This window comes from Sphingopyxis macrogoltabida (genome assembly GCF_001314325.1).
GTDB lineage: Bacteria > Pseudomonadota > Alphaproteobacteria > Sphingomonadales > Sphingomonadaceae > Sphingopyxis > Sphingopyxis macrogoltabida.
In genome coordinates this window covers 1458920-1479575 of record NZ_CP009429.1, presented here as the reverse complement: position 1 = coordinate 1479575, position 20656 = coordinate 1458920, and the positions used below count along the sequence as shown (strand labels likewise).

The window sequence follows — 20656 nt, the reverse complement described above, 5'->3', positions numbered from 1 at the left end:
GTTCCACTATCGTTCTCATTATGTCCGGTTCTGGTCCTGACGGAGGATGATCAATGTTGACCGCCAAGCAGCATGAACTGCTTCACTTCATCCAGCAAAAGCTCGACGCGAGCGGCATTTCGCCGTCGTTCGAGGAAATGAAGGAAGCGCTGGGCCTGAAATCCAAGTCGGGCATCCACCGGCTGATCAGCGCGCTCGAGGAACGCGGTTTCCTGCGCCGGCTTCCCAACCGGGCCCGCGCCCTCGAAGTGGTGAAGCTGCCCGAAACGGCAAAGGCGGCACCGGCGCGGGAAAATGTCGTGCCGCTGCGAAAGAGCCCGCCTGCGATGCGCCCGATCGCCGCGAACGACATCATCGAGGTGCCGCTGCACGGCAAGATCGCCGCAGGCGTGCCGATCGAGGCGTTCGAGGATCACAACAACCTCGCGGTCCCGGCGGCACTGCTCGGCGCGGGCGAACATTATGCGCTCGAAGTTTCGGGCGATTCGATGGTCGAGGCGGGGATTTTCGACGGCGACTATGCGCTGATCCAGAAGGCCAGCACCGCACGCGAGGGCGATATCGTCGTCGCGCTGGTCGACGGGCAGGATGCGACGCTCAAATATTTCCGCCGCGAAGGCCAGATGATCCGGCTCGATCCGGCGAACAGCGCCTATGAGCCGCAGCGCTACCCCGCCGAGCGCGTCATCGTGCAAGGGCGCCTGTCGGGACTGCTTCGTCGTTACCACTGACCTGCCGGGGCCGGCGCCACGGATGTGCGTCACCGGCGCGCAAGCTGGTGATCGCGCGTGGCTCCGCGCCTAGGTAGAGTGCCAGCCCGCCGGTTTCGGCGAGGCTGTCACGGTCGATCGTGAGCCAGCGTGCGACACATTCGCGGGGCAGCCAGCGATCACTGATCACCACATCGGCGGCAGCGCAGGCCGCGGCCATATCGGCGCCATCGATCCGGTCACGGCCGCGCGAGGCAAGGATGACACGCCCCGTATCGGCTTCCCCTTGCCGCCAGCGGCAGAAATCGCGGTTGCACGTCACATGCTCCAAGTCGGCGAGCGCAACCAGCGGCGTATCGATTCCCGCCGCTTCGGACATCGAGTCGCGGATATAATCGCCCGCGCGATCGCGTAGCAGGGCATAGCTACCGCCGGGCACCGCCACCGCTATATGGCGCCCGTCGCCGGTTACCAATATGTCAGGCCGCGGCTGTGCGAGCAGCGCCGCGACGCCGATGACAAGCGGCGCCAGTCCGGCCAGCCGCCACACCGTCCGCCACAGCAGCAGCCATAATCCGCCAAAAACGGCGAGCGCGAAGCCCCATGGCGGGAAGGACGGCAGGGTTGCGACCGCGCCCGGCGCATCGGCGACGCCGTGCGCCAGCAGGATCAGCAGCGCGAGCGCCTTTTCGGCGACCCACCAGAAGGGCGCGCCGAGCCCGACGCTGTCGAAGAGCAACGCCAGCGCTTCGGCGGGCATGATGACGAAGGTCGTGAGCGGGATCGCGACGACATTGGCGAGTGCGCCGTAAAGCCCCGCCTTGTGAAAATGGAACAAGGCGATCGGCGCCAGCGCGATCTCGACGACAAAACCGGTGATCAGCAGCCCGGCGACGCCGCGGCCAGCGCGGACGATCCAGCGTTCGTCGCGCCGCTCGAGGAAGCGGCGCATCCGCGGACTTTCGTGCAGCGCGATGATCGCCGTCACCGCGGCGAAACTGAGCTGGAAGCTCGGCCCGGCCAGCGCTTCGGGCCGCCAGACGAGCACGATCAAAGCCCCTGCCGCGACCAGCCGCAATGTCAGCGCCTCGCGCCCCAGCAGGAACGCCGCGAGAACGAGCAGCGCCGCGACGCACGAGCGGATCGTCGGCACCTCGGCGCCGCTGAGCCATGTATAGCCGACCCCCGCGAGCGCCGCACCGCCCGCTGCCGCCACGAGCACGACGCCGCGCAGCGCCAGCCGCGGGCTCAGCGCGAGCAGCCGGATCAGCAGGAACATCGTGAAGCCGACGACCGCGGTCACATGGAGCCCGCTGATCGACAGCAGATGCGCGAGGCCGCTACGCCGCATTGCTTCCGAATCCGCCTCGCTGATCGCGCCCTGATCGCCGGTGACCAGCGCCGCAGCGATGCCCCCCGCCGATCCTTCGACCTGCTGCTGGATGTGCCCGCTCAGCCGCATGCGCAGCGGCGGGGTGCTCTCGGCCGCCCCCGGCGCGCGCGCCACGTCGCCGAGCACCGTCCCGACCGCACCGATCCCGTCGAACCAGGCGCGCCGGGCGAAATCATATCCGCCCGGCAGGTTGGCCGGCGGCGGCGGCATCAGCCGCGCCCGCACCGCAATCAGTTCGCCGCCGGCCAATCCCGCCGCTTGCTCGCTGCCAAGCGTCAGCCGCAGGCGCGGCGGCAAGTCGGCACGCTGCTGCGGGTGGACAAGGATGCGCACTTGCCCGCGTGCAGGCAGCGGCTCGACGCGTTCGACCCGCGCCGAAAACTCGGTGGTCACCGGCCGCGCCAGCACCGGCGCCGCGACCCAGCTTGCGCGCGCCCAGACGAGCAGCAGGCCCAGCGCCATGACGGTACAGCCGATCACGACCATCCGGCCCAGGCGCCGCTGCCAGCCGATCAGCAACCCCGCGAGCAGCCCGCCGCCGAGCGACAACAATAGTCCGATCCAGTGGACTGCCGCGGGAAGCGCAAACCACGCCGCGATGCCCGCCCCGAACGCGACGGGCAGCCACAATCCGATGCGCTCGCGCTCCGCCTCCAGCCGCGCCTCGATATTCGCTAGCAACCGCGCCCGGCCACCCGCCCATCGGCCATCAAACGGCGTTTGAAGCTGCCTTGTCGCCATGCTAGGGGCTCCCCCGACCCCGTCCCCGCACCTGTCCGGGGGCGGCAGAGTGAGTGAAAGAGGCCGTAGTGGCAACCGAAAACCAGACCGATCCGAACGAAGCCGCCGGCGCCGCCGTCGTGACGCGCTTCGCGCCCTCGCCGACCGGCTATCTCCATATCGGCGGCGCGCGCACCGCGCTCTTCAACTGGCTGTTCGCGCGCCATCATGGCGGCAAATTCCTGCTCCGTATCGAGGATACCGACCGCGCCCGTTCGACCGACGCCGCGATCGACGCAATCCTCGACGGGATGCAGTGGCTCGATCTGGACTGGGACGGCGAGACGGTGTTCCAGTTCGCCCGCGCCCCGCGCCACGCCGAAGTCGCTGCCGAATTGCTCGCGAAGGGCGAGGCCTATCGCTGCTATCTGACGCAAGACGAGCTCGCCGCGATGCGCGCCGAGGCGCAGGAAAAGCGCTTGCCCTTCCGCGTCCGCAGCCCCTGGCGCGACCGCGACGACGGCGATCCCGCCGTCCCGCACGTCGTCCGCCTGCGCGCGCCGCAGGACGGCGAGGTCACGATCCACGACAAGGTGCAGGGCGCGGTCACGGTCCAGAATGCCGAACTCGACGATTTCGTCCTGCTGCGCAGCGACGGCACACCGACCTATATGCTCAGCGTCGTCGTCGACGACAACGACATGGGCATCACGCACGTCATCCGGGGCGACGACCATCTCAACAACGCCTTCCGCCAGCTTGCACTCATCCGCGCGATGGGCTGGCGCGAGCCCGTCTATGCCCATGTTCCGCTGATCCACGGGGCCGACGGCGCCAAGCTGTCGAAGCGCCACGGCGCGCTTGGCGTCGACGCCTATCGCGACGAGATGGGATATCTGCCCGAAGCGGTGAACAATTACCTCCTCCGCCTCGGCTGGGGGCATGGCGACGACGAGATCATCGGCCGCGACCAAGCCGTGCAATGGTTCGACCTCGACCATGTCGGCCGCTCGCCGTCGCGCTTCGATTTCAAGAAGCTGGAGAACCTCAACGGCCATTATCTTCGCGAAGCCGACGATGCGCGGCTGGCCGGCCTCGTCGCGCCGCGCGTCGAAAAGCTCATCGGCCGCACACTCGATACCGCCGAGCACGATTTGCTCGTCCGTGCCATGGATTCGCTCAAACCACGCGCAAAAACGATCGACGAAATCGCCGATGGCGCAATTTTCTTGTTCCAGGGCGACCCGTTGCCAGTGGACGAAAAGGCGGCAGAGGTGCTAAGGGCCTCGCCCGAAGGCCTGCTGGCCGCTGTGACGAAGCGGCTGCGCGCGCTGGACAATTGGACGACAGAAGAGCTGGATGCCGCCGTGCGCGCCGAAGCCGAAGCCGCCGGATTGGGGCTCGGAAAACTCGCGCAACCCCTACGCGCTGCACTAACCGGCCGGACCGTTTCCCCGGGAATTTTCGACGTGCTGCTGTTGCTCGGACGCGATGTCAGTCTGGCGCGACTTGACGCAGCGCAACATTTTCCGGCAGGGGCGTAGCCACACTACTCCCGCCGACAGAACAGGGAAATTTATATGACCGACACTGCAAAAATCACGCTGGGCGACAAGATCGTCGACAGCCCTGTCCTGTCCGGCACCGTCGGCCCCGACGTCGTCGATATCCGCAAATTCTACGCCCAGACCGGTGCCTTCACCTACGACCCGGGCTTCACATCGACCGCGAGCTGCGAATCGCAGATCACCTATATCGACGGCGACGAAGGCGTGCTCCTCCACCGCGGCTATCCGATCGGCGAACTCGCCGAACATTCGAGCTTCATGGAAGTCTGCTACCTGCTGCTGAACGGCGAATTGCCGAACGCCGATGAACTGACGAATTTCGATAATACGATCACCCGCCACACGATGCTGCACGAGCAGCTCTCGACCTTCTATCGCGGTTTCCGCCGCGACGCGCACCCGATGGCGGTGATGTGCGGTGTCGTCGGCGCGCTGTCGGCCTTTTATCACGACTCGACCGAAATCCACGATCCGCACCAGCGCATGATCGCCAGCCACCGGCTGATCGCCAAGATGCCGACGATCGCGGCGATGGCGTATAAATATTCGGTCGGTCAGCCCTTCGTTTATCCCGACAACAAGCTCAGCTACACCGGCAACTTCCTGCGCATGACCTTCGGCGTCCCGGCGGAAGAATATGAGGTCGTGCCCGCCGTCGAACGCGCGCTCGACCGCATTTTCATTCTCCACGCCGACCATGAACAGAATGCGTCGACCTCGACCGTCCGCCTCGCGGGTTCGTCGGGCGCCAATCCGTTCGCATGCATCGCCGCCGGCATCGCCTGCCTCTGGGGCCCGGCGCACGGCGGCGCGAACGAAGCGGCGCTCAACATGCTGCGCGAAATCGGCCGTCCCGAGCGCATCCCCGAATATATCGCGCGCGCCAAGGACAAGGACGATCCGTTCCGCCTGATGGGCTTCGGCCACCGCGTCTACAAGAACTACGACCCGCGCGCGACGGTGATGCAGAAGACGGTGCGCGAAGTGTTCGACGCCTTGAAGGTCAACGACCCTGTCTTCGAAGTCGCGCTGCAGCTCGAGGAAATGGCGCTCAACGACAGCTATTTCGTCGAAAAGAAGCTGTTCCCGAACGTCGATTTCTATTCGGGCGTGATCCTGTCGGCGATCGGCTTCCCGACGACCATGTTCACCGCGCTCTTCGCCCTCGCCCGCACCGTCGGCTGGGTCGCCCAGTGGAACGAAATGATCTCGGACCCCGCGCAGAAGATCGGCCGCCCGCGCCAGCTCTACACCGGCCCGACGCAGCGCGCCTATGTGCCGGTCGACAAGCGCTAAGCGCCGACCCGGCTAAGTTTCAGGAGCGGCGGTGCAGGAAACTGTGCCGCCGTTTCGATTCAGGCGTCGCGCGCCGGCAGGCTCAGGGTGAAGCGCGCACCCTGCCCCGGCGCGCTGTCGACCGTGAGTTCGCCGTCCATCGCCCGCGCGAGGCGGCGCGCGATGTAGAGGCCGAGCCCCGAGCCCCCGCTGTCAGTTCGCCCCAGCCGCTCGAACTTCTCGAACACCACCGCCTGCTGGTCGGCGTCGATGCCCTGCCCCTGATCCGCCACGGTCACCATCGCCCGGTCGCCCTCGCGGTCGACGCGAATCCATATCTGCGAATGATCGGGCGAATAGCGGATCGCGTTGCCGAGCAGGTTCAAAAGCACCTGCAGGACGCGGCGAAACTCACCCGTCGCCGGCATCTTGTCATCGACGCGCGGTGCGTCGATGCGGATGCTCTTTTCCTCGGCCTTCATGCCAAGCAGGCCGACCGCGCGCCGGGCGAGGTCGCCAAGGTCGATTTCATCGGCGGCGGCCTTGAAACCCGGCCGCTCGATATTCTGGAGATCCGCAAGATCGTCGACCAGACCGAGCAAATGGCGCCCGGCATGCGCGATATCGCCCGCGTAACGCGCATAATCGGCGCGGATCGGGCCGTCGAACTGGCCCGATATCGTCTCTGCGGTCGCGATGATCCGGCTGAGCGGCCCGCGCAACGCGCCATCGATACGGCGTCCGAATTGCGGGTCGGACAAGGGCAGCGATCCGAACGCCGGGTCCACCAGCGTCGCCGTTTGCGGCACTTCGGCCGTCGCCTCGGCGAGCTGCGCGACGCCGCGAAATCCCGTAAACCGCCCCGTCGCATCGAACAGCGCATCGCCCGCCAACGTCATCGCGATCCGCGAGGCGGGGCCATCGGCCCGGACGCGCTGGGCATCGAAACGCGATTGCCGCGCGAGGGCGCGCAGGACGGGAAAATGGCCGTCATCGTCGGGCTGGAGTTCGAACAGCTCGGACAGCGAGCATCCTTCCCACCCGGCAGGGACGGGCGGCGCCTGGATGCCGGCACGCAGCGCGATCATCCGCAGTTGCTGGTCGCATTCCCACGCCCAGCCCTGCGGCGCGAGCGCGGTGTCGGCGATCGCCGGAGCCTGCGGCTGCGATACCGGACGCGTCCGCCAGTCGCTGATCTCGAGGCTGGCGCCATCGGCATCGGGCATGATGCGAACGAGCGCGTGGACGTCGCTATGATCGTCCGCGGCATAGAGCGGGCGGCTGATATCGCGCTGCAGGCGCTGCGCGAGCGCGACCAGCCGCGCGAGGTGCGGCAGCGCCAGCGGTTTGTCGAGACCGGCGCCGGCGCGTTGCTGCAATCGCAGGAGCGGACCGTCGGCACTGACCAGCGCGCCCGAGCGATCGATCCGGCCGCGGACGACCCGCGCGCTCATGCGCCCCGCTCCGGCGGATAATGGTCCTCGGCGACGCCGCCGGCCACCGCGCGATCGGCCAGCATCGACAGCGATGCCTCGAGCGGCGCCAGCGCGGCGCGATCGACGCGCAGCGGGGCCAATAACGACGGGAGGGCCGCCGCCTCCGCCGCGAGCAGCGCCAGCGCCATGTCGCCATAGGGGCGGCGATGCGCGGCCGCCGCAAGTGCGATGACCGTCGACCAGTCGTGGCGCGCAAGCGCGATCGTCACGGCTTCGGGCAGACGCGCGGCGTCGGCCGCGAGAATGTCGTGATAAGTGCGTGCGGCCTGATCGATCCCGGCTTCGTCGGCCTGTCGCGCAAGCGCGGCGCGTACCGCTTCGCCCAGCCTCTCGGCGAGGCTGTCGGTCTTGCCCGTCTGTACGAGCCGCCAGGCCGCGATATCGAGGAGCAGCGCACGAAAGAGGCCGGCGTCGAGATCGGCGACCGCAATGCCGGGATTTCCCAGCGCGTCGAAACGGCGCCGGTCGGCGATCTGCAAGGCCAGAAAGGCCCCTTCGACATCGGACAGCAGTGCGCCGGCAACCGGCAGCTCGGTCGCGCCGTCGGCGCCTTCGCTTTCATCGTCCGCCATCGGCGGCGACCCTGCACGCCGCGCCGCCTGTTCGCGCCAGCGATGCTCCTCCGCCCGCGCGAAACACGCGACGGCAAAGCGATCCGCGCCGGGCAATCCGCTGCACAGCCAGTCCTGCCACAGCGCGCCCTGATCGATCCCCGTGTCGAGCCGGGCGGCGGCGTCGGCCACCATCCGGCGCGCAACACCGAGCGACAGCGCGCGTTGTTCTTCGGTCAGGCGGCCCATCGCCGGCGCCGCGAGATATTGTGCAAGTTCGTGCAGGCGCGCCGACAAGGTCGGCGACGGCAGGTCGATGCCGGGCGAGGAGAATGAATCAACCATGCGCGCCCGCCAATAACAGTTTGGCGTTAATGCGCTCTAAACCTTGAACCACATTGTTTTTCAAGCATCCGGGCGTCGTGCGAGGCGCACCCACAGCAATATCTGGAGCAGCGCCAGCAACGGAAGGATTGCGAACATCAGGGGCGCAAAGCCGAAGAGCAGCGCCGGCGCGAGCATGATCCACGCCTGATCGGCATCGGGGAGCAGCCAGTGAAAGCGCCGTCGCTCGCCCGAATCCTCGTAAAGCCAGCGCGCCAGCAGGATTGCGGCGGCAAGGCAGGGTGCCAGCGCCGCCTCCGAAAACAGCGGCATCCTGTGCGCGGGGCCGGCGAGCGAAAGCAGCCACGGAAAGATCGCGAGGAGGAGCCAGGCAAAGGTCCGGATCACCTCGCGCACCCGGTCCTGCGCCGCGCTTTCGGCGCGGAACGCCGACAGAAAACGCATCGCGGTAAGCCCGAACCCGCCGAGGATCGCGACGAGCGCTCCGGCGGCGGCAAGGCCGCTCGCCGCGAGCAGCGCGACGATGACCCAGAGCAGCGCCGTGACATAAGGGAGGTATCGCGCCGTCGTCGGCGATTTGACGAGCAAGGGCCCCGCGAGCCGGATCAGCGGCATCATGACCGCCGAGCGCCCCAGCCCCATGCCGCCATATTCGACCTGCTGCAGGCTCGACTGTTCGATCAACGCTGCGGTCGGCCGGTCGACGACGATCGCGATCTCGCCCTGTTCGAACAGCGCCGGCTCGCAATAGAGCCGCCGCGCGCCCGCCTGCACGGCAAGGCGCAGCAGGGTGAGCATCATGTCCCATTCGCCGGGCATGCTCGCCAGTTCGGCGACCATCGGCGGCGAGATGCAGGCCAGCCCGCCCCAGCGCCGCGTCGCATCGATCCGCTCGAACCCCTGCGTCAGCACCGTATCGCCGGTCACGAGGATCGCGGGCGAGCCGGGGCGCGCAATCGCCGCATAATGGGTACCGCCGGCGCCCAAACCGTCGGCGACGAGGATGATCCGGTCGTCATCCTCGACGAGCGCCATCAGGTCGGCGGCCGCACGCACCGGCGTGACCTTCATCCCGCGGCGGCGGATGCGATCGCAGGTTGCGAGCAATTCGGCCGGCACCGCGCCGACCGCGACGGCGATATGCGTGACCCCGACATCGGCGAGGCGCGCCGCCTGCCGCTCGATCAACGTCTCACCCGCAACGGTGACGAGCGCGCGTAATCCGCCGTCGGGCAGCATTTCACCGGCGCCGACGAGCGCGATCAGGGTCACCGGCGCCCCCCAGGCAGGCAATAGATCATCGCGCGGCAGCTTTAGGGGCGGAGGCGCGATTGGCAAGCCCGCAGCGGCCGTTCTTTCGTCCCCTCGTCATCCCGGCAGAGGCCGGGATCCCGCCGGTGCGCAGGGAGCCGGGGTCGAGATCGCGGCCTCCGCCGGGATGACGGATGTAATGGACGCCATGACGTCAATCCAACGCGCAGAAAACATGGCGTTTTCGGACCCCGCGCATGCGAAGCGCAGAGGACAAAAAATCTGTCCGGAATCGCCCGAATCGCTGGCCTTTCACACCCCCATGGGCTAGGCAAAAAGCATCTCCCGATAAGCAGAAAAAAGGCCGGGTCTTGACCGAAGAAAATACGCCTATGCAACCGTCCGACGACGGCGTGTCGCCGATCAATATCGTCGACGAAATGAAGACCTCGTACCTCGATTACGCGATGAGCGTGATCGTCAGCCGCGCGCTGCCCGACGTGCGCGACGGCCTGAAACCCGTGCACCGCCGCATCCTCTACGCGGCGCAGGAAGGCGGCTTCGTCCCCGGCCGTCCGTACAAGAAATCGGCCAAGATCGTCGGCGACGTGATGGGTAATTACCACCCGCATGGCGACAGCGCGATCTACGACGCGCTCGCACGCATGACGCAGGACTGGTCGCTGCGCGTGCCGCTGATCGACGGTCAGGGCAATTTCGGCTCGATGGACCCCGATCCGCCGGCGTCGATGCGATACACGGAAGCGCGCCTTGCCAAGACCGCGATGGTGCTGCTGAACGATCTCGACAAGGACACCGTCGACTTCCAGCCCAACTATGACGCGAGCCGCGACGAGCCGACGGTGCTCCCGGCGCGCTTCCCCAACCTGCTCGTCAACGGCGCGGGCGGCATCGCGGTCGGCATGGCGACCAACATCCCGCCGCACAACCTCGGCGAAGTGATCGACGCGACGCTTGCGATGATCGACCGCCAGCTTGCCGGCGGCGCCGACATCACGCTCGAGGAGTTGATGGCGATCGTCCCCGGTCCCGACTTCCCGACCGGCGCGATGATGCTCGGCCAAGGCGGCGCGCGCAACGCCTATGCCACCGGCCGCGGTTCGATCATGATGCGGGCGACGCATGTGATCGAAGAAGGCAGGAACGACCGCCAGTCGATTGTTCTGACGTCAATTCCCTTCCAGGTCGGCAAGTCGGGACTGGTCGAGAAGATCGCCGAGGCGGCGCGCGACAAGCGCATCGAGGGCGTCGCCGACATCCGCGACGAATCGAACCGCGAAGGCGTCCGGGTCGTCATCGAACTGAAGCGCGACGCGACCGCCGAGGTCGTGCTTAACCAACTCTGGCGCCACACGCCGGCGCAGTCGAGCTTCCCGGCCAACATGCTCGCGATCCGCGGCGGCCGCCCCGAAATGCTCGGGCTGAAGGATATTCTTTCCGCCTTCATCACTTTCCGCGAGGAAGTGATCACCCGCCGCTGCAAGTTCGAACTCGCGAAAGCGCGCGACCGCGCGCATATCTTGCTCGGCCTTGTTGTCGCGGTCAGCAATCTCGACGAAGTCGTCCGCATCATTCGTGGATCGAACAGCCCCGCCGCTGCCCGCGAAGCGCTGCTCGCGCGCGAATGGCCGATCGGTGAAATCGCGCCCTACATCCGCCTCGTCGAGGCGATCGAGGGCGAGATGGAGGAAAGCGCGACCTATCGCCTGTCGGAAGTGCAGGTGAAGGCGATCCTCGATCTCCGCCTCCATCGCCTGACCGCGCTTGGACGCGATGAAATCGGCAAGGAACTCGGTGAGTTGGCGACCGAGATTGAGGAACTGCTTTCGATCCTGGCCGACCGTGTGAAGCTCTATGGCGTGATGCGCGAAGAGCTGGTCGCGGTGCGCGACGAATTCGCGACGCCGCGCAAGACGCTCGTCGCTCCCGCTGCCGACGGCATCGACGACGAGGATCTGATCGAGCGCGAGGAGATGGTCGTGACCGTCACCCTCGACGGCTATATCAAGCGCACCCCGCTCGAAACCTTCCGCGCCCAGCGCCGCGGCGGCAAGGGCCGCGCAGGCATGGCGACGAAGGACGAGGATGTCGTTACCAATCTGTTCGTCACTTCGACGCACACGCCGGTGCTGTTCTTCTCGACCGCGGGCAAGGTCTACCGCATGAAGGTGTGGCGCCTGCCCGAAGGCGGCCCTGCGACGCGCGGCCGTCCGATGATCAACCTGCTGCCGCTCGCGCAGGGCGAAACCATCTCGACCGTGCTGCCGCTGCCCGAGGACGAGGCCGAATGGGGCAAGCTGCACGTCATGTTTGCAACCGCAAAGGGCAATGTGCGTCGTAACAGCATGGACGCCTTCACCAACGTACCCTCGAACGGCAAGATTGCGATGAAGTTCGAAGGCGAGGACGAGGACGACCGGCTGATCGGCGTCGCCTTGCTCGACGAAAGCGACGATGTCCTGCTCGCGACGCGGCAGGGCAAGGCGATCCGCTTCGCCGGCGACGATGTCCGCGAGTTCCAGAGCCGCAATTCGACCGGTGTGCGCGGCATGCGCCTCGCCGACGGCGACGAGGTGATCTCGCTCTCGATCCTCCACAAGGTCGGCACGACGAGCGACGAACGTGAAGCCTATCTGCGCGCCGCGCCGTGGAAGGATAATGAGAACGAGCCGACGCTGCCCGCCGACCGCATGGCAGAACTCGCCGCGCGCGAGGAGTTCATCCTTACCGTCTGCGCCAACGGCTATGGCAAATTGTCGTCGGCCTATGAATATCGCCGCACCGGCCGCGGCGGTCAGGGGATCACCAACATCGACAATATCGGCCGCAACGGCCCGGTCGTCGCCAGTTTCCCCGCCACCAAGGAACATCAACTGATGCTGGTGACCGATCAGGCGAAGCTGATCCGCATGGGGCTCGATTCGATGCGCGTCATCGGCCGTGGCAGTGCCGGCGTGCGCCTGTTCGATGTCACCAAGGACGAACATGTCGTCTCGGCGGCGCTGATCGAGGAAGGCGACGAGGACGAAGGCGAAGCGGCCGAAACTGCAGCCGAAGCACCTGCAGCGGAAGCGTCGCCCCAATGACCGCCGCAACGGCCTTCAAGGTGCTGACCCAGCAACAATGGGCCGATTTCGAACGCGAGCGCGTGTTCCGCGGCGCCCCGGTGGATATCGCCGACGGCTATATCCACCTGTCGACCGCGGAGCAGCTCGAAGCCACCATCGCGAAGCATTTCGCGGGGCAAAGCTGCCTGATGATCGCCGAGGTGGATTTGATCCAACTCGGCGACGTGGTCCGCTGGGAAGAAGCGCGAGGCGGCGAGCTGTTCCCGCACATCTATGCGGAGTTGCCGATCCACGCCGTGGTGAGCCTGCAAAAGCGCGACTGAGCGCCGCGTTCTTTTTCAGCCGCCGCCCGATCGCCGTCCGACGCCATAGTCGATGCGGATCCGCACCCAAGCACCCACCATCGATTGCCCGCCGACGCGCGGCGGCCGGACCCGGAACTGCCACGCCGCGGCGAGCACCGCGCGCGTTATCTGCGATCCGTTCGGATATTCGTCGAGACCGACGCAATCTTCGACGCGGTAATCGGGCGCCGTCCGGCACGCGATCAGCCCCCAGCCCGGCCCGCTGGCCGTCGACAGATAGCCGCGCAACTCGCCATCGCTCGGTTCGCGATACCAGGCCGCGGCATAGAGAGCCTCACCGTTGGGCGCTGTTCCCACCCGTTCGCTATCGCGGTAGGCGGACGAGCCGCCCGTGTTGGGCGGGCCGACCGGCCCGTCTCGCATACGGACGCCGATCGTGGACTTCGTCTGGGGTGGCTGCGGCTGGGCTGGTGCGGGCGCCGCCGGCGGCGGCTCGGGTGCGGCGACGGGCGGGGGCGGCAGAGGCGTGGACGGCGCGGCCGCGGGTGCGGGCTGCGGCGACGATGCGGGCTTTTCGCTCTGTTCCTGCGGCTGGCTGGCGGGCTCGCTGCTTTGCTCCGAAACCTCGCTGGCCTCGAGGTTCACCACGCTGATTGGCACTTCTTTTCGATCGGGCTCCCGCAGAACGCCAAAGGTCAGCAGCATGAGCAGCAAAAGCGCTGGAATGAGCACCGACAGACCGATGGCAAGCACGCGGCGTCCCGCCCCGATGTTGAGCGGTTCGGCATCGTAAAGGGCTGGAACAGGGCTCAGCTGAAGCAATCTTTATCAATGAAACGCCGGTCGACGCGCCTTCGCGCCGCTCGCCGGGTGAGTTAGCGCCGCTTCGCGTTCCACGCCCGCACCGCGGCCATCGTCTTTTCGACATGCGCTTGCGGCTTGTTGTCAGTGTAGCTGAGCAGTATCGTCCCGTTCGGGGCAATCACATAGGATGTCCGGTTCGACAGCATCGTGCCGTCGGGGCGCTGCATCGTCGCGTCATATTTCGCCGCCACCTTGGCGCCGGGGTCAGCGGCGACGGCAAATTTGTCGCGACATTCCGAGCGCGAAAACTCTGCCACGCGGTCGATATTGCCGGCGGTCACGCCGATGACGCGGGCGCCAAGCTGGTTGAAACGGCTGTTCGATTCGGCGAAAAGATGTGCTTCCACCGTACAGCCGGGTGTAAAGGCGGCCGGAAAGAAATAGAGCACGACCGGCCCGCCACGCAGCGTCTGCTTGAGCGACAGGCTGAACTCCTTGCCGCCCTGCGCGGCGGTCAGGGTGAAATCGGGCGCCTTGGCGCCCTGCTGAAGCGCGGCGATGCTCGTTGGCGCGACGGCCGCAAGCGACAGGCCAAGACCGAACGCCATTGCAACCTTCATCGGGAACTTCATCTCCGGCCTCCACCGCTGCGGCGGACTATCTTCCGCCGCGACCATCCCTACCGCTATATTGGCCGGTGCGGCACAAAAATATGCGGGGACCGACGTCAGCCCCTGCGCGATCGCAGGGTCTGACGCCAGTCCCGCATCAAAGCCGGTCAGCAGCGGCGGCCGCCGCGATCGATCTCGCGGCCGATCAGCGCGCCGGCGGCCCCGCCGATGATCGTGCCCGGCAGGCGGTCGCCGTAACGGTCGACCTCGCGGCCGAGCAAGGCGCCAGCGGCGCCGCCGACGATCAGGCCGGTCGTGCCGCTGCCGCGGCGGCAGTTATAGTAGCGGCGGTCGCGATAGTGGCTGCGCCGGTAATCGCGGCGGTAATCACGCCGATAGTCGCGGCGGTAATCGCGATAACGATCGTTGCCGCGGTCGCTGTAATAGCTGTGCCTATGGTGGCGGTCGCGCGCGTCGGCTTCGGCGGGCAGCGCGGCGAGCGCACTGGCACCGATCAGCGCCGTCAACGCCAGTCTCTTGAACAGGAACATGTGTCTTCTCCGTGTTGGTCCCCGTCGATCAAATTAGGTCGGCAAAGATGGCGCGTGGCTGAATTGATCATGCCCGCCGACGCCGGACGCATCGGCTCGACCAGCTTTCGGGGCATTCCGTCGCGCCGATTGACGTCGCGTCCCAAGCGGCGCAGCATCGCGCCATGACGATCAGCATCACCCCCAGCGGCCAGGCATGCGGTGCCCGTGTGACCGGCGTCGACCTCACCCGGCCACTCGCCCCCGAAACAGTCGCCGCGATCCGGACGGCATGGCTCGATCACCATGTCCTGGCGTTTCCCGACCAGAAGATAAGCGACGACGATCTCGAACGCTTTACCGGCTATTTCGGCGGTTTCGGCGACGATCCCTTCATCCGCCCGATCCCGGGCCGGGCGCATATCATCGCGGTAAAGCGCAAGGCCGACGAGACCGCACCGCTGTTCGCCGAAAACTGGCACAGCGACTGGAGCTTTCAGGCGCGACCGCCCGCTGGCACCTGCCTGTTCGGGATCACCATTCCGCCGGTTGGCGGCAATACCGAATTTGCCAATCAGCACGCGGCGCTCGACGCGATGCCCGCCGACCTCCGCGCCCGCGTCGAAGGATTGCAAGCCATTCACAGCGCCCGCGCCGGCTATGCGCCGCAGGGCATGTACGGCGCCAAGGACACAGGCCGCAGCATGGATATCCGCTCCGACGACGAAGCGCTCGAAACGCAGCTCCATCCCTTCGTCCGCGCGCATCCCGAAACGGGCCGCAAGGGGCTGTTCGGCTGCGCGGGCTATATCATCGGCTTCGACGGGCTCGACGACAGCCAAGCCCTGCCCCTGCTCTATGAACTGATCCAGTGGCAGGGGCGCGAGGAATTTCGCTACAGCCACATATGGGAACCCGATATGCTCATCATGTGGGACAATCGGTCGGTCCTCCACCGCGCGACCGGCGGTTATGACGGCCACGACCGCCTCCTCCACCGCACGACGATCGCGGCTTGGGACGGGTAGGGAAACTTCGCAGCGAACCCGCGCGTTGCTCCGATAGAAGGAGCACGATCATGACCCTCCCCAATAACACCCTCGTCCTCGTCGCCGACGGCCGAAAGGCGCTGTTTCTGCGCAATGACGGCGATGAGCAGCGGATCGACCTGCGCACCGCGTCGCACCGGACCCGCGAGGACCGCAAGGATAGCGACATCAAGACCGACGCCGCAGGCCAGTCGCCCGCTCCGGCAGGTACCGGTCTGCCCGGCGGCACGATGGGCGAGACCGATTTCCACCAGCAGGAAGAAGACCGTTTCGCGCGCGAGCTTGCTGACAAGGTGAATGCGATGGCACTCGCCGGCGAGTTCGACGATCTGGTCGTGATCGCCCCGGCGCGCACGATGGGCGAGCTTCGCCCGCTGTGGCACAAGGAAGTAACCGCGCGCCTCGCGGGCGAGCATGTCAAGGAAATGACCGACCGGCCGATCCCCGATATCGAAGCTCTGCTCGTCGGCGAAGCCGCGCCGCCCTCCTGATCAGGCCCGCGCTTCCTGGGCCAGCGTGCTGACGACGCCCCATGCGATCAGCGCCTGCCCCGCGAAATAGAGCGGCCAGACGAGCCATAGCGTAATGTCTTTCGAGAGCGCCCCGCCCTCCCCGGCAAAGATGAACAGATCGCTGGCGAGAAAGAGCATCGCGCCGATGCCGGTGCGATAGCGCGGAAAGCGACTGGCCCATGCGGTTGCAGCCATCGCCGCGACGATCGCGGTATAGCCGACCGCGGCGCCCATGAGGCCGGCCTCGGCATTTTTCGCAAGCCCCCAGGCGATGACCAGCGCCAGCGGCACCACGGTTGTGGCCAGCAGCTTTTGCGACCCGGTCATAGGAGTGCGCCGATTGCCAAGATACAAGGTGATGGCGATCAGATGGCCAACAGCGAAAGCCGCCGCGCCCGGCATCATCCCGACCGCGTCGAGCAGAAAGTCGCCCAGCGCGCCGAAACCGAGCGCCGCGGCGATCATCCAGCCGTCGCGGTTTCGTGCATTGGCGGCCGCCCAGGCGGAGAGGAACGCCACCCCTGTGGTCTTCCACACCCAGATCGCCGGACCGTCGAGCCGTAAAAAGACCGCGACGAAAAAGCTGATCCCGCCCACGAGCGCGAGCAGCCACAGCCAGCGCGCCCGGTCCCAAGCCATTTCGCCGTTCATCGTCCGCCCCTTTGCATCTTGTTCCTAACCGGCCTAGTGCGCGGCGAACATCGCGCAAGTCAAATAGGCGCGCGCGGCGAACGCCGTGCAAGTCAAACAAGCGTGCGCGGCGAATTTCTTGCAAGTCAACGGACACGGTAAATGGCGCACGACATTCATATCATCGGCGGCGGCCTCGCGGGCTCCGAAGCCGCCTGGCAGCTCGCCGAGGCAGGCTATCGCGTGCGCCTCTCCGAAATGCGCGGGGGCGGCGACATGACCCCGGCGCATCAGGGCGACACGCTCGCCGAGATGGTGTGCTCGAACAGTTTCCGCAGCGACGACGGCGACAGCAATGCCGTCGGCCTGCTTCACCGCGAGATGCGCACGCTCGGTTCGATCATCATGCGCGAGGCCGACGCCACGAAAGTTCCCGCCGGCTCGGCGCTCGCGGTCGACCGCGACCTCTTCTCGGGCGGCGTTACCAATGCGCTCGCAAATCACCCGAACATCACCATCGTCCGCGAACGCATCGACACGCTGCCGTCGGAAGGCATGACGATCGTCGCCACCGGCCCGCTTACCGCCGCGGGCCTCGCCTCCAGCATCGGCGAAGCCACCGGCAAGGATGCGCTGGCCTTTTTCGACGCCATCGCGCCCATCGTCTACCGCGACAGCATCGACATGGATATCGCGTGGATGGCGAGCCGCTGGGACAAGGTCGGGCCGATCGGCGACGGCAAGGATTATATCAACTGCCCGATGGACAAGGAGCAGTATCACGCCTTCGTCCAGGGCCTGGTCGACGGCGACAAGACCGAGTTCAAGGACTGGGAAAAGGACACGCCTTACTTTGAAGGCTGCATGCCGATCGAAGTGATGGCCGAGCGCGGCCCCGAAACGCTGCGCTTCGGCCCGATGAAGGGCGTCGGGCTCGACAATCCGCGCACCGGGCGCTGGCCCTATGCGGTCGTCCAGCTCCGGCAGGATAATGCGCTCGGCACGCTGTGGAATATGGTCGGTTTCCAGACCAAGCTGAAACATGCGGCGCAGGTCGAACTGTTCCGCACCATCCCCGGCCTCGAAAAGGCCGAATTCGCGCGCCTCGGCGGCCTCCACCGCAACAGCTTCATCCGCTCGCCCGAACTGCTCGACCAGCAGCTTCGCCTGAAATCGGCGCCGCATATCCGCTTTGCCGGGCAGATCACCGGCTGCGAGGGCTATGTCGAAAGCGCCGCGATCGGCCTTGTCGCCGCGCGCTTCGCCGCCGCCGAACTCGGCGGCCGCACCCTGCCCCCGCCGCCGCCCGAAACCGCGCTCGGCGCGCTGCTCGGTCATATCACCGGCGGCGCCGATGCCGCGAGCTACCAGCCGATGAACGTCAATTTCGGCCTGTTTCCGCCGCTCGCCGAGGATGTCCGTAAGAAGGACCGCAAACTCGGCTACACACAGCGCGCGGGGACGGCGTTGGCAGAGTGGATGAAGGCTGCAGAGGGGGTAGCGGCATAATCGTCGCCCCCGCGCAGGCGGGGGCCGCTGGAGGCCTTATTCTGCACCGCTGCGTAAACCGACGGCGGCCCCCGCCTGCGCGGGGGCGACGATTATAGGCGATCAGCAGCTACATTTGGGCTTCGCCGCCGCTTTGGGCGCCGTCGTCGCAAACTCCACCCGCGTCAGGTCGCCCGACCGGTCGCCGTCGGCCCTGGCGAAGCGCTCGCCTGTCGCCGCGGCCCATTCCTCGAAGGTCAGCAAATTGTTGCCGTCCTTGTCGAGCTTGCGAAACGCCGCGGTACGCGTTGACATCATCTCGACCCGGCTGACCCGGTCGTTGCGGTCGCGGTCGTAACGGTTGAAGCGGCGCTCCTCGCGCGACGCCTCTTTCGCGGCGGGCAACGCCGGCGGCGCGGGACCACGCTTCGGCGCGTTGGCCCCCGCGACCGGGATCGCGGGCAGCGCCGGCGGCGGTTCGGGCAGCACCTCTTCATCGGCAATCTGGCTATAGCCCTTCCACATGAACAGCCCGCCGGTGAGCAACAAGGCACTCGCCAAGCCGCCGATCAGAAATCGGGAAATCGCCATCCGCCCCTCCGCGCCCATCGATCGGGCTGATTATCATGTCGCGGCAGACAGTCGCAATAAACGCCGCCATTTTGGCCGCGAATTTTTAATCGATAAAGCTGTTCAAGATCAGGCCATCCATAGCTATATTCGATCAATGCAAAACTACCTGCCCTCGCTCAAGCAGATGCAATATCTCGTCGCGTTGCACGAACACGGGCATTTCGGCCGTGCGGCGGATGCGTGCAACGTGACGCAATCGACGCTGTCGGCGGGCATTCGCGAGCTCGAAACGCTGCTCGGCCAGACGCTCGTCGAACGTACGCGCCGCGTCGTCCGCTTCACGATGCTCGGCAACGCGATCGTCGACAAGGCGCACCGCGTGCTGCGCGAAGCCGAAGAGCTCGCCGATATGGCCGCCGCGGCCGCCGCGCCGCTCGTCGGCGAACTCCGGATGAGCGTCATCCCGACGATCGCGCCCTTCCTGCTTCCGGGCTTGTTGCCGCGACTGCGCAAGGAGCGTCCGTCGCTCAAGCTGTTCCTGCGCGAGGAGCCGAGCGCGCAGGCCTGCGAATCGCTACACCATGGTGCGGTCGACTGCGTGCTGCTCGCGCTTCCCTATGCGTGCGGCGACGTCGAGGCGGAAAATCTGTTCGACGACGCGCTGTTCGTCGCCTTCCCCGGCGACCAGAGCGAGGACCTGCCCGCGATGGTCAGCGCCGACCAGATCGACCCCGCGCAAATGCTGATGCTCGAGGACGGGCACTGCCTGAAGGATCATGCGCTCGCCGCGTGCAACCGCCCCGAACTGCGCGCCGGCGCCCGGATGATGGGGACGTCGCTCCACACGCTGGTGCAGATGGTCGATAACGGGCTCGGCATCACGATGCTGCCGCAGATGGCGATCGAGGCCGGCATCCTCGACCATACCGACATCGATACCCGCCCGCTCGCTTCCGACCACGACTGGCGGACGATCGCGCTGGTGTGGCGCAAGGGCAGCCCGCGCGCCGACGAATTCCGCATGCTCGCCGACATATTTCGCAAGCATAAGGCGAACTGATCAGTCCCACCGCTCCGCGCGCGCATGATCGCCCTCGCGCTGCTCGACCCATTGCACGCGGCCGTCGGCAAAACTTTCGCGCTTCCACAACATTACGTCGGTCTTCAGACGGTCGATCAGAAATTCGCACGCCGCCAGCGACTCGCCGCGATGCGGGCTGCTGGCGAGGACAAGGACGATCGTATCGCCCGGTGCCATCGCGCCGACCCGGTGGATCAGGGTGAGCGCGCCCAGTTTCCAGCGCGCCGCGGCTTCGGTCGCAAGCTCATCGAGCCCCGTCGCAGTGAGCACCGGATGATGTTCGAGGAAAAGTTCGGTCAATCCGTCGTCGCCGCGCACCCGGCCGATAAAGCTCGCGCTCGCACCATGCCCGCCACCGTCGTGCACCGCGAGTTCGGCGGCGACATCGATCGCTGCGGCGCCGACTTCGACGCGGATCATCCGCCCGTCACCGGCGGAAACAGCGCGATCTCGCGCGCATCGCCGAGGGGCGCGGTCGCACCGACCATCGCGCCGCCGAGCGCGGCGCGAATCCGTCCGGGTTCGGCAAAGGCGCGAGCACCGCGTTCGTCGCGCGCCGCGAGCCAGCCGACGAGATCACCGACCGTCGCGGCTCCCGCGGGCAGCACGATCTCTTCCTCGGCAACCCCCATCCGCTCGCGCACCCAGGCGAAATAGCTCACCGTCAGCGTCATC

20 protein-coding genes are annotated in these 20656 nt (G+C 66.8%); 9 read left to right on the top strand and 11 right to left on the bottom strand.

Annotated elements, in window-relative coordinates; genetic code table 11:
* Nucleotides 1-53 precede the first annotated feature (53 nt).
* Entirely contained in the window at nt 54-731 is a 678-nt protein-coding gene (gene lexA, locus LH19_RS07430; protein ID WP_054726550.1) for a transcriptional repressor LexA, read from the top strand.
* Here lexA and LH19_RS07425 read toward each other — a convergent pair.
* Nucleotides 685-2844: a ComEC/Rec2 family competence protein gene (locus LH19_RS07425; RefSeq protein WP_082395491.1), complete on the bottom strand. Its 2160-nt coding sequence runs from the start codon at nt 2842-2844 to the stop codon at nt 685-687. The two genes, lexA and LH19_RS07425, sit on opposite strands and share 47 nt — an antisense overlap.
* 68 nt (nt 2845-2912) lie before the next feature.
* Here LH19_RS07425 and gltX point away from each other — a divergent pair, with 68 nt between their 5' ends.
* Both gltX and LH19_RS07415 read left to right on the top strand, forming a co-directional pair.
* Nucleotides 2913-4367 (top strand): glutamate--tRNA ligase, encoded by a 1455-nt coding sequence (gene gltX, locus LH19_RS07420; protein WP_054726547.1) that lies wholly within the window; start codon nt 2913-2915, stop codon nt 4365-4367.
* Nucleotides 4368-4403: 36 nt separating this feature from the next.
* A complete protein-coding gene (locus tag LH19_RS07415) occupies nt 4404-5687 on the top strand; it encodes a citrate synthase (protein WP_054726544.1) in 1284 nt (427 codons plus the stop codon).
* Between the two features lie 59 nt (nt 5688-5746).
* Here LH19_RS07415 and LH19_RS07410 read toward each other — a convergent pair whose 3' ends face one another.
* The 3 genes from LH19_RS07410 to LH19_RS07400 are packed head-to-tail and all read right to left on the bottom strand — an operon-like array spanning nt 5747 to nt 9330.
* The gene (locus LH19_RS07410; RefSeq protein WP_054726541.1) at nt 5747-7120 is read right to left on the bottom strand and encodes a sensor histidine kinase; all 1374 of its coding nucleotides are present in this window, start codon (nt 7118-7120) and stop codon (nt 5747-5749) included.
* A complete protein-coding gene (locus tag LH19_RS07405) occupies nt 7117-8058 on the bottom strand; it encodes a hypothetical protein (RefSeq protein WP_054726538.1) in 942 nt (313 codons plus the stop codon). Before LH19_RS07405 ends, LH19_RS07410 begins: the two co-directional genes overlap by 4 nt.
* Before the next feature lie 60 nt (nt 8059-8118).
* Entirely contained in the window at nt 8119-9330 is a 1212-nt protein-coding gene (locus LH19_RS07400) for a hypothetical protein (protein WP_054726534.1), read from the bottom strand.
* Nucleotides 9331-9701: 371 nt separating this feature from the next.
* Here LH19_RS07400 and gyrA point away from each other — a divergent pair, with 371 nt between their 5' ends.
* Complete coding sequence (gene gyrA / locus LH19_RS07395) at nt 9702-12416, top strand: DNA gyrase subunit A (protein ID WP_145923421.1); 2715 nt, start codon at nt 9702-9704, stop codon at nt 12414-12416.
* Nucleotides 12413-12721, top strand: coding sequence for a DUF952 domain-containing protein (locus LH19_RS07390; protein WP_054726528.1), 309 nt, complete (start codon nt 12413-12415; stop codon nt 12719-12721). Before gyrA ends, LH19_RS07390 begins: the two co-directional genes overlap by 4 nt.
* A gap of 15 nt (nt 12722-12736) precedes the next feature.
* Here LH19_RS07390 and LH19_RS07385 read toward each other — a convergent pair whose 3' ends face one another.
* The 3 genes from LH19_RS07385 to LH19_RS07375 form a co-directional block, all read right to left on the bottom strand.
* Nucleotides 12737-13525 carry a hypothetical protein gene (locus LH19_RS07385; RefSeq protein WP_054726525.1) on the bottom strand — a complete coding sequence of 263 codons (789 nt, stop codon included), beginning with the start codon at nt 13523-13525 and terminating at the stop codon, nt 12737-12739.
* Between the two features lie 53 nt (nt 13526-13578).
* On the bottom strand, nt 13579-14139 hold the full coding sequence (locus LH19_RS07380; protein WP_054733160.1) for a peroxiredoxin: 561 nt from the start codon (nt 14137-14139) through the stop codon (nt 13579-13581).
* A gap of 146 nt (nt 14140-14285) precedes the next feature.
* A complete protein-coding gene (locus LH19_RS07375; RefSeq protein WP_054726522.1) occupies nt 14286-14669 on the bottom strand; it encodes a glycine zipper 2TM domain-containing protein in 384 nt (127 codons plus the stop codon).
* Nucleotides 14670-14833: 164 nt separating this feature from the next.
* Between LH19_RS07375 and LH19_RS07370 the strand changes: the two genes are divergently transcribed.
* Together LH19_RS07370 and LH19_RS07365 are read left to right on the top strand one after the other, a co-directional pair.
* A complete protein-coding gene (locus LH19_RS07370) occupies nt 14834-15676 on the top strand; it encodes a TauD/TfdA dioxygenase family protein (RefSeq protein ID WP_054726518.1) in 843 nt (280 codons plus the stop codon).
* Between the two features lie 50 nt (nt 15677-15726).
* Nucleotides 15727-16188: a host attachment family protein gene (locus tag LH19_RS07365; RefSeq protein WP_054726515.1), complete on the top strand. Its 462-nt coding sequence runs from the start codon at nt 15727-15729 to the stop codon at nt 16186-16188.
* Here LH19_RS07365 and LH19_RS07360 read toward each other — a convergent pair whose 3' ends face one another.
* On the bottom strand, nt 16189-16860 hold the full coding sequence (locus LH19_RS07360) for a lysoplasmalogenase family protein (protein ID WP_054726511.1): 672 nt from the start codon (nt 16858-16860) through the stop codon (nt 16189-16191).
* A gap of 141 nt (nt 16861-17001) precedes the next feature.
* On the opposite strand from LH19_RS07360, the gene trmFO reads away from it, so the two are divergent.
* The gene (trmFO, locus tag LH19_RS07355; protein ID WP_054726508.1) at nt 17002-18348 is read left to right on the top strand and encodes a methylenetetrahydrofolate--tRNA-(uracil(54)-C(5))-methyltransferase (FADH(2)-oxidizing) TrmFO; all 1347 of its coding nucleotides are present in this window, start codon (nt 17002-17004) and stop codon (nt 18346-18348) included.
* 102 nt (nt 18349-18450) lie between these two features.
* On the opposite strand, the gene LH19_RS07350 is transcribed toward trmFO, so the two are convergent.
* Nucleotides 18451-18918, bottom strand: coding sequence for an EF-hand domain-containing protein (locus LH19_RS07350; RefSeq protein ID WP_201258448.1), 468 nt, complete (start codon nt 18916-18918; stop codon nt 18451-18453).
* 136 nt (nt 18919-19054) lie between these two features.
* On the opposite strand from LH19_RS07350, the gene LH19_RS07345 reads away from it, so the two are divergent.
* Nucleotides 19055-19960 (top strand): hydrogen peroxide-inducible genes activator, encoded by a 906-nt coding sequence (locus LH19_RS07345; RefSeq protein WP_054726505.1) that lies wholly within the window; start codon nt 19055-19057, stop codon nt 19958-19960.
* Here the strand turns inward: LH19_RS07345 and LH19_RS07340 are convergent, their stop codons facing one another.
* Both LH19_RS07340 and moaD read right to left on the bottom strand, forming a co-directional pair.
* Complete coding sequence (locus LH19_RS07340) at nt 19961-20401, bottom strand: molybdenum cofactor biosynthesis protein MoaE (RefSeq protein WP_054726502.1); 441 nt, start codon at nt 20399-20401, stop codon at nt 19961-19963.
* Nucleotides 20398-20655, bottom strand: coding sequence for a molybdopterin converting factor subunit 1 (gene moaD / locus LH19_RS07335; RefSeq protein WP_054726500.1), 258 nt, complete (start codon nt 20653-20655; stop codon nt 20398-20400). Before moaD ends, LH19_RS07340 begins: the two co-directional genes overlap by 4 nt.
* Between the last annotated feature and the right edge of the window lies 1 nt (nt 20656).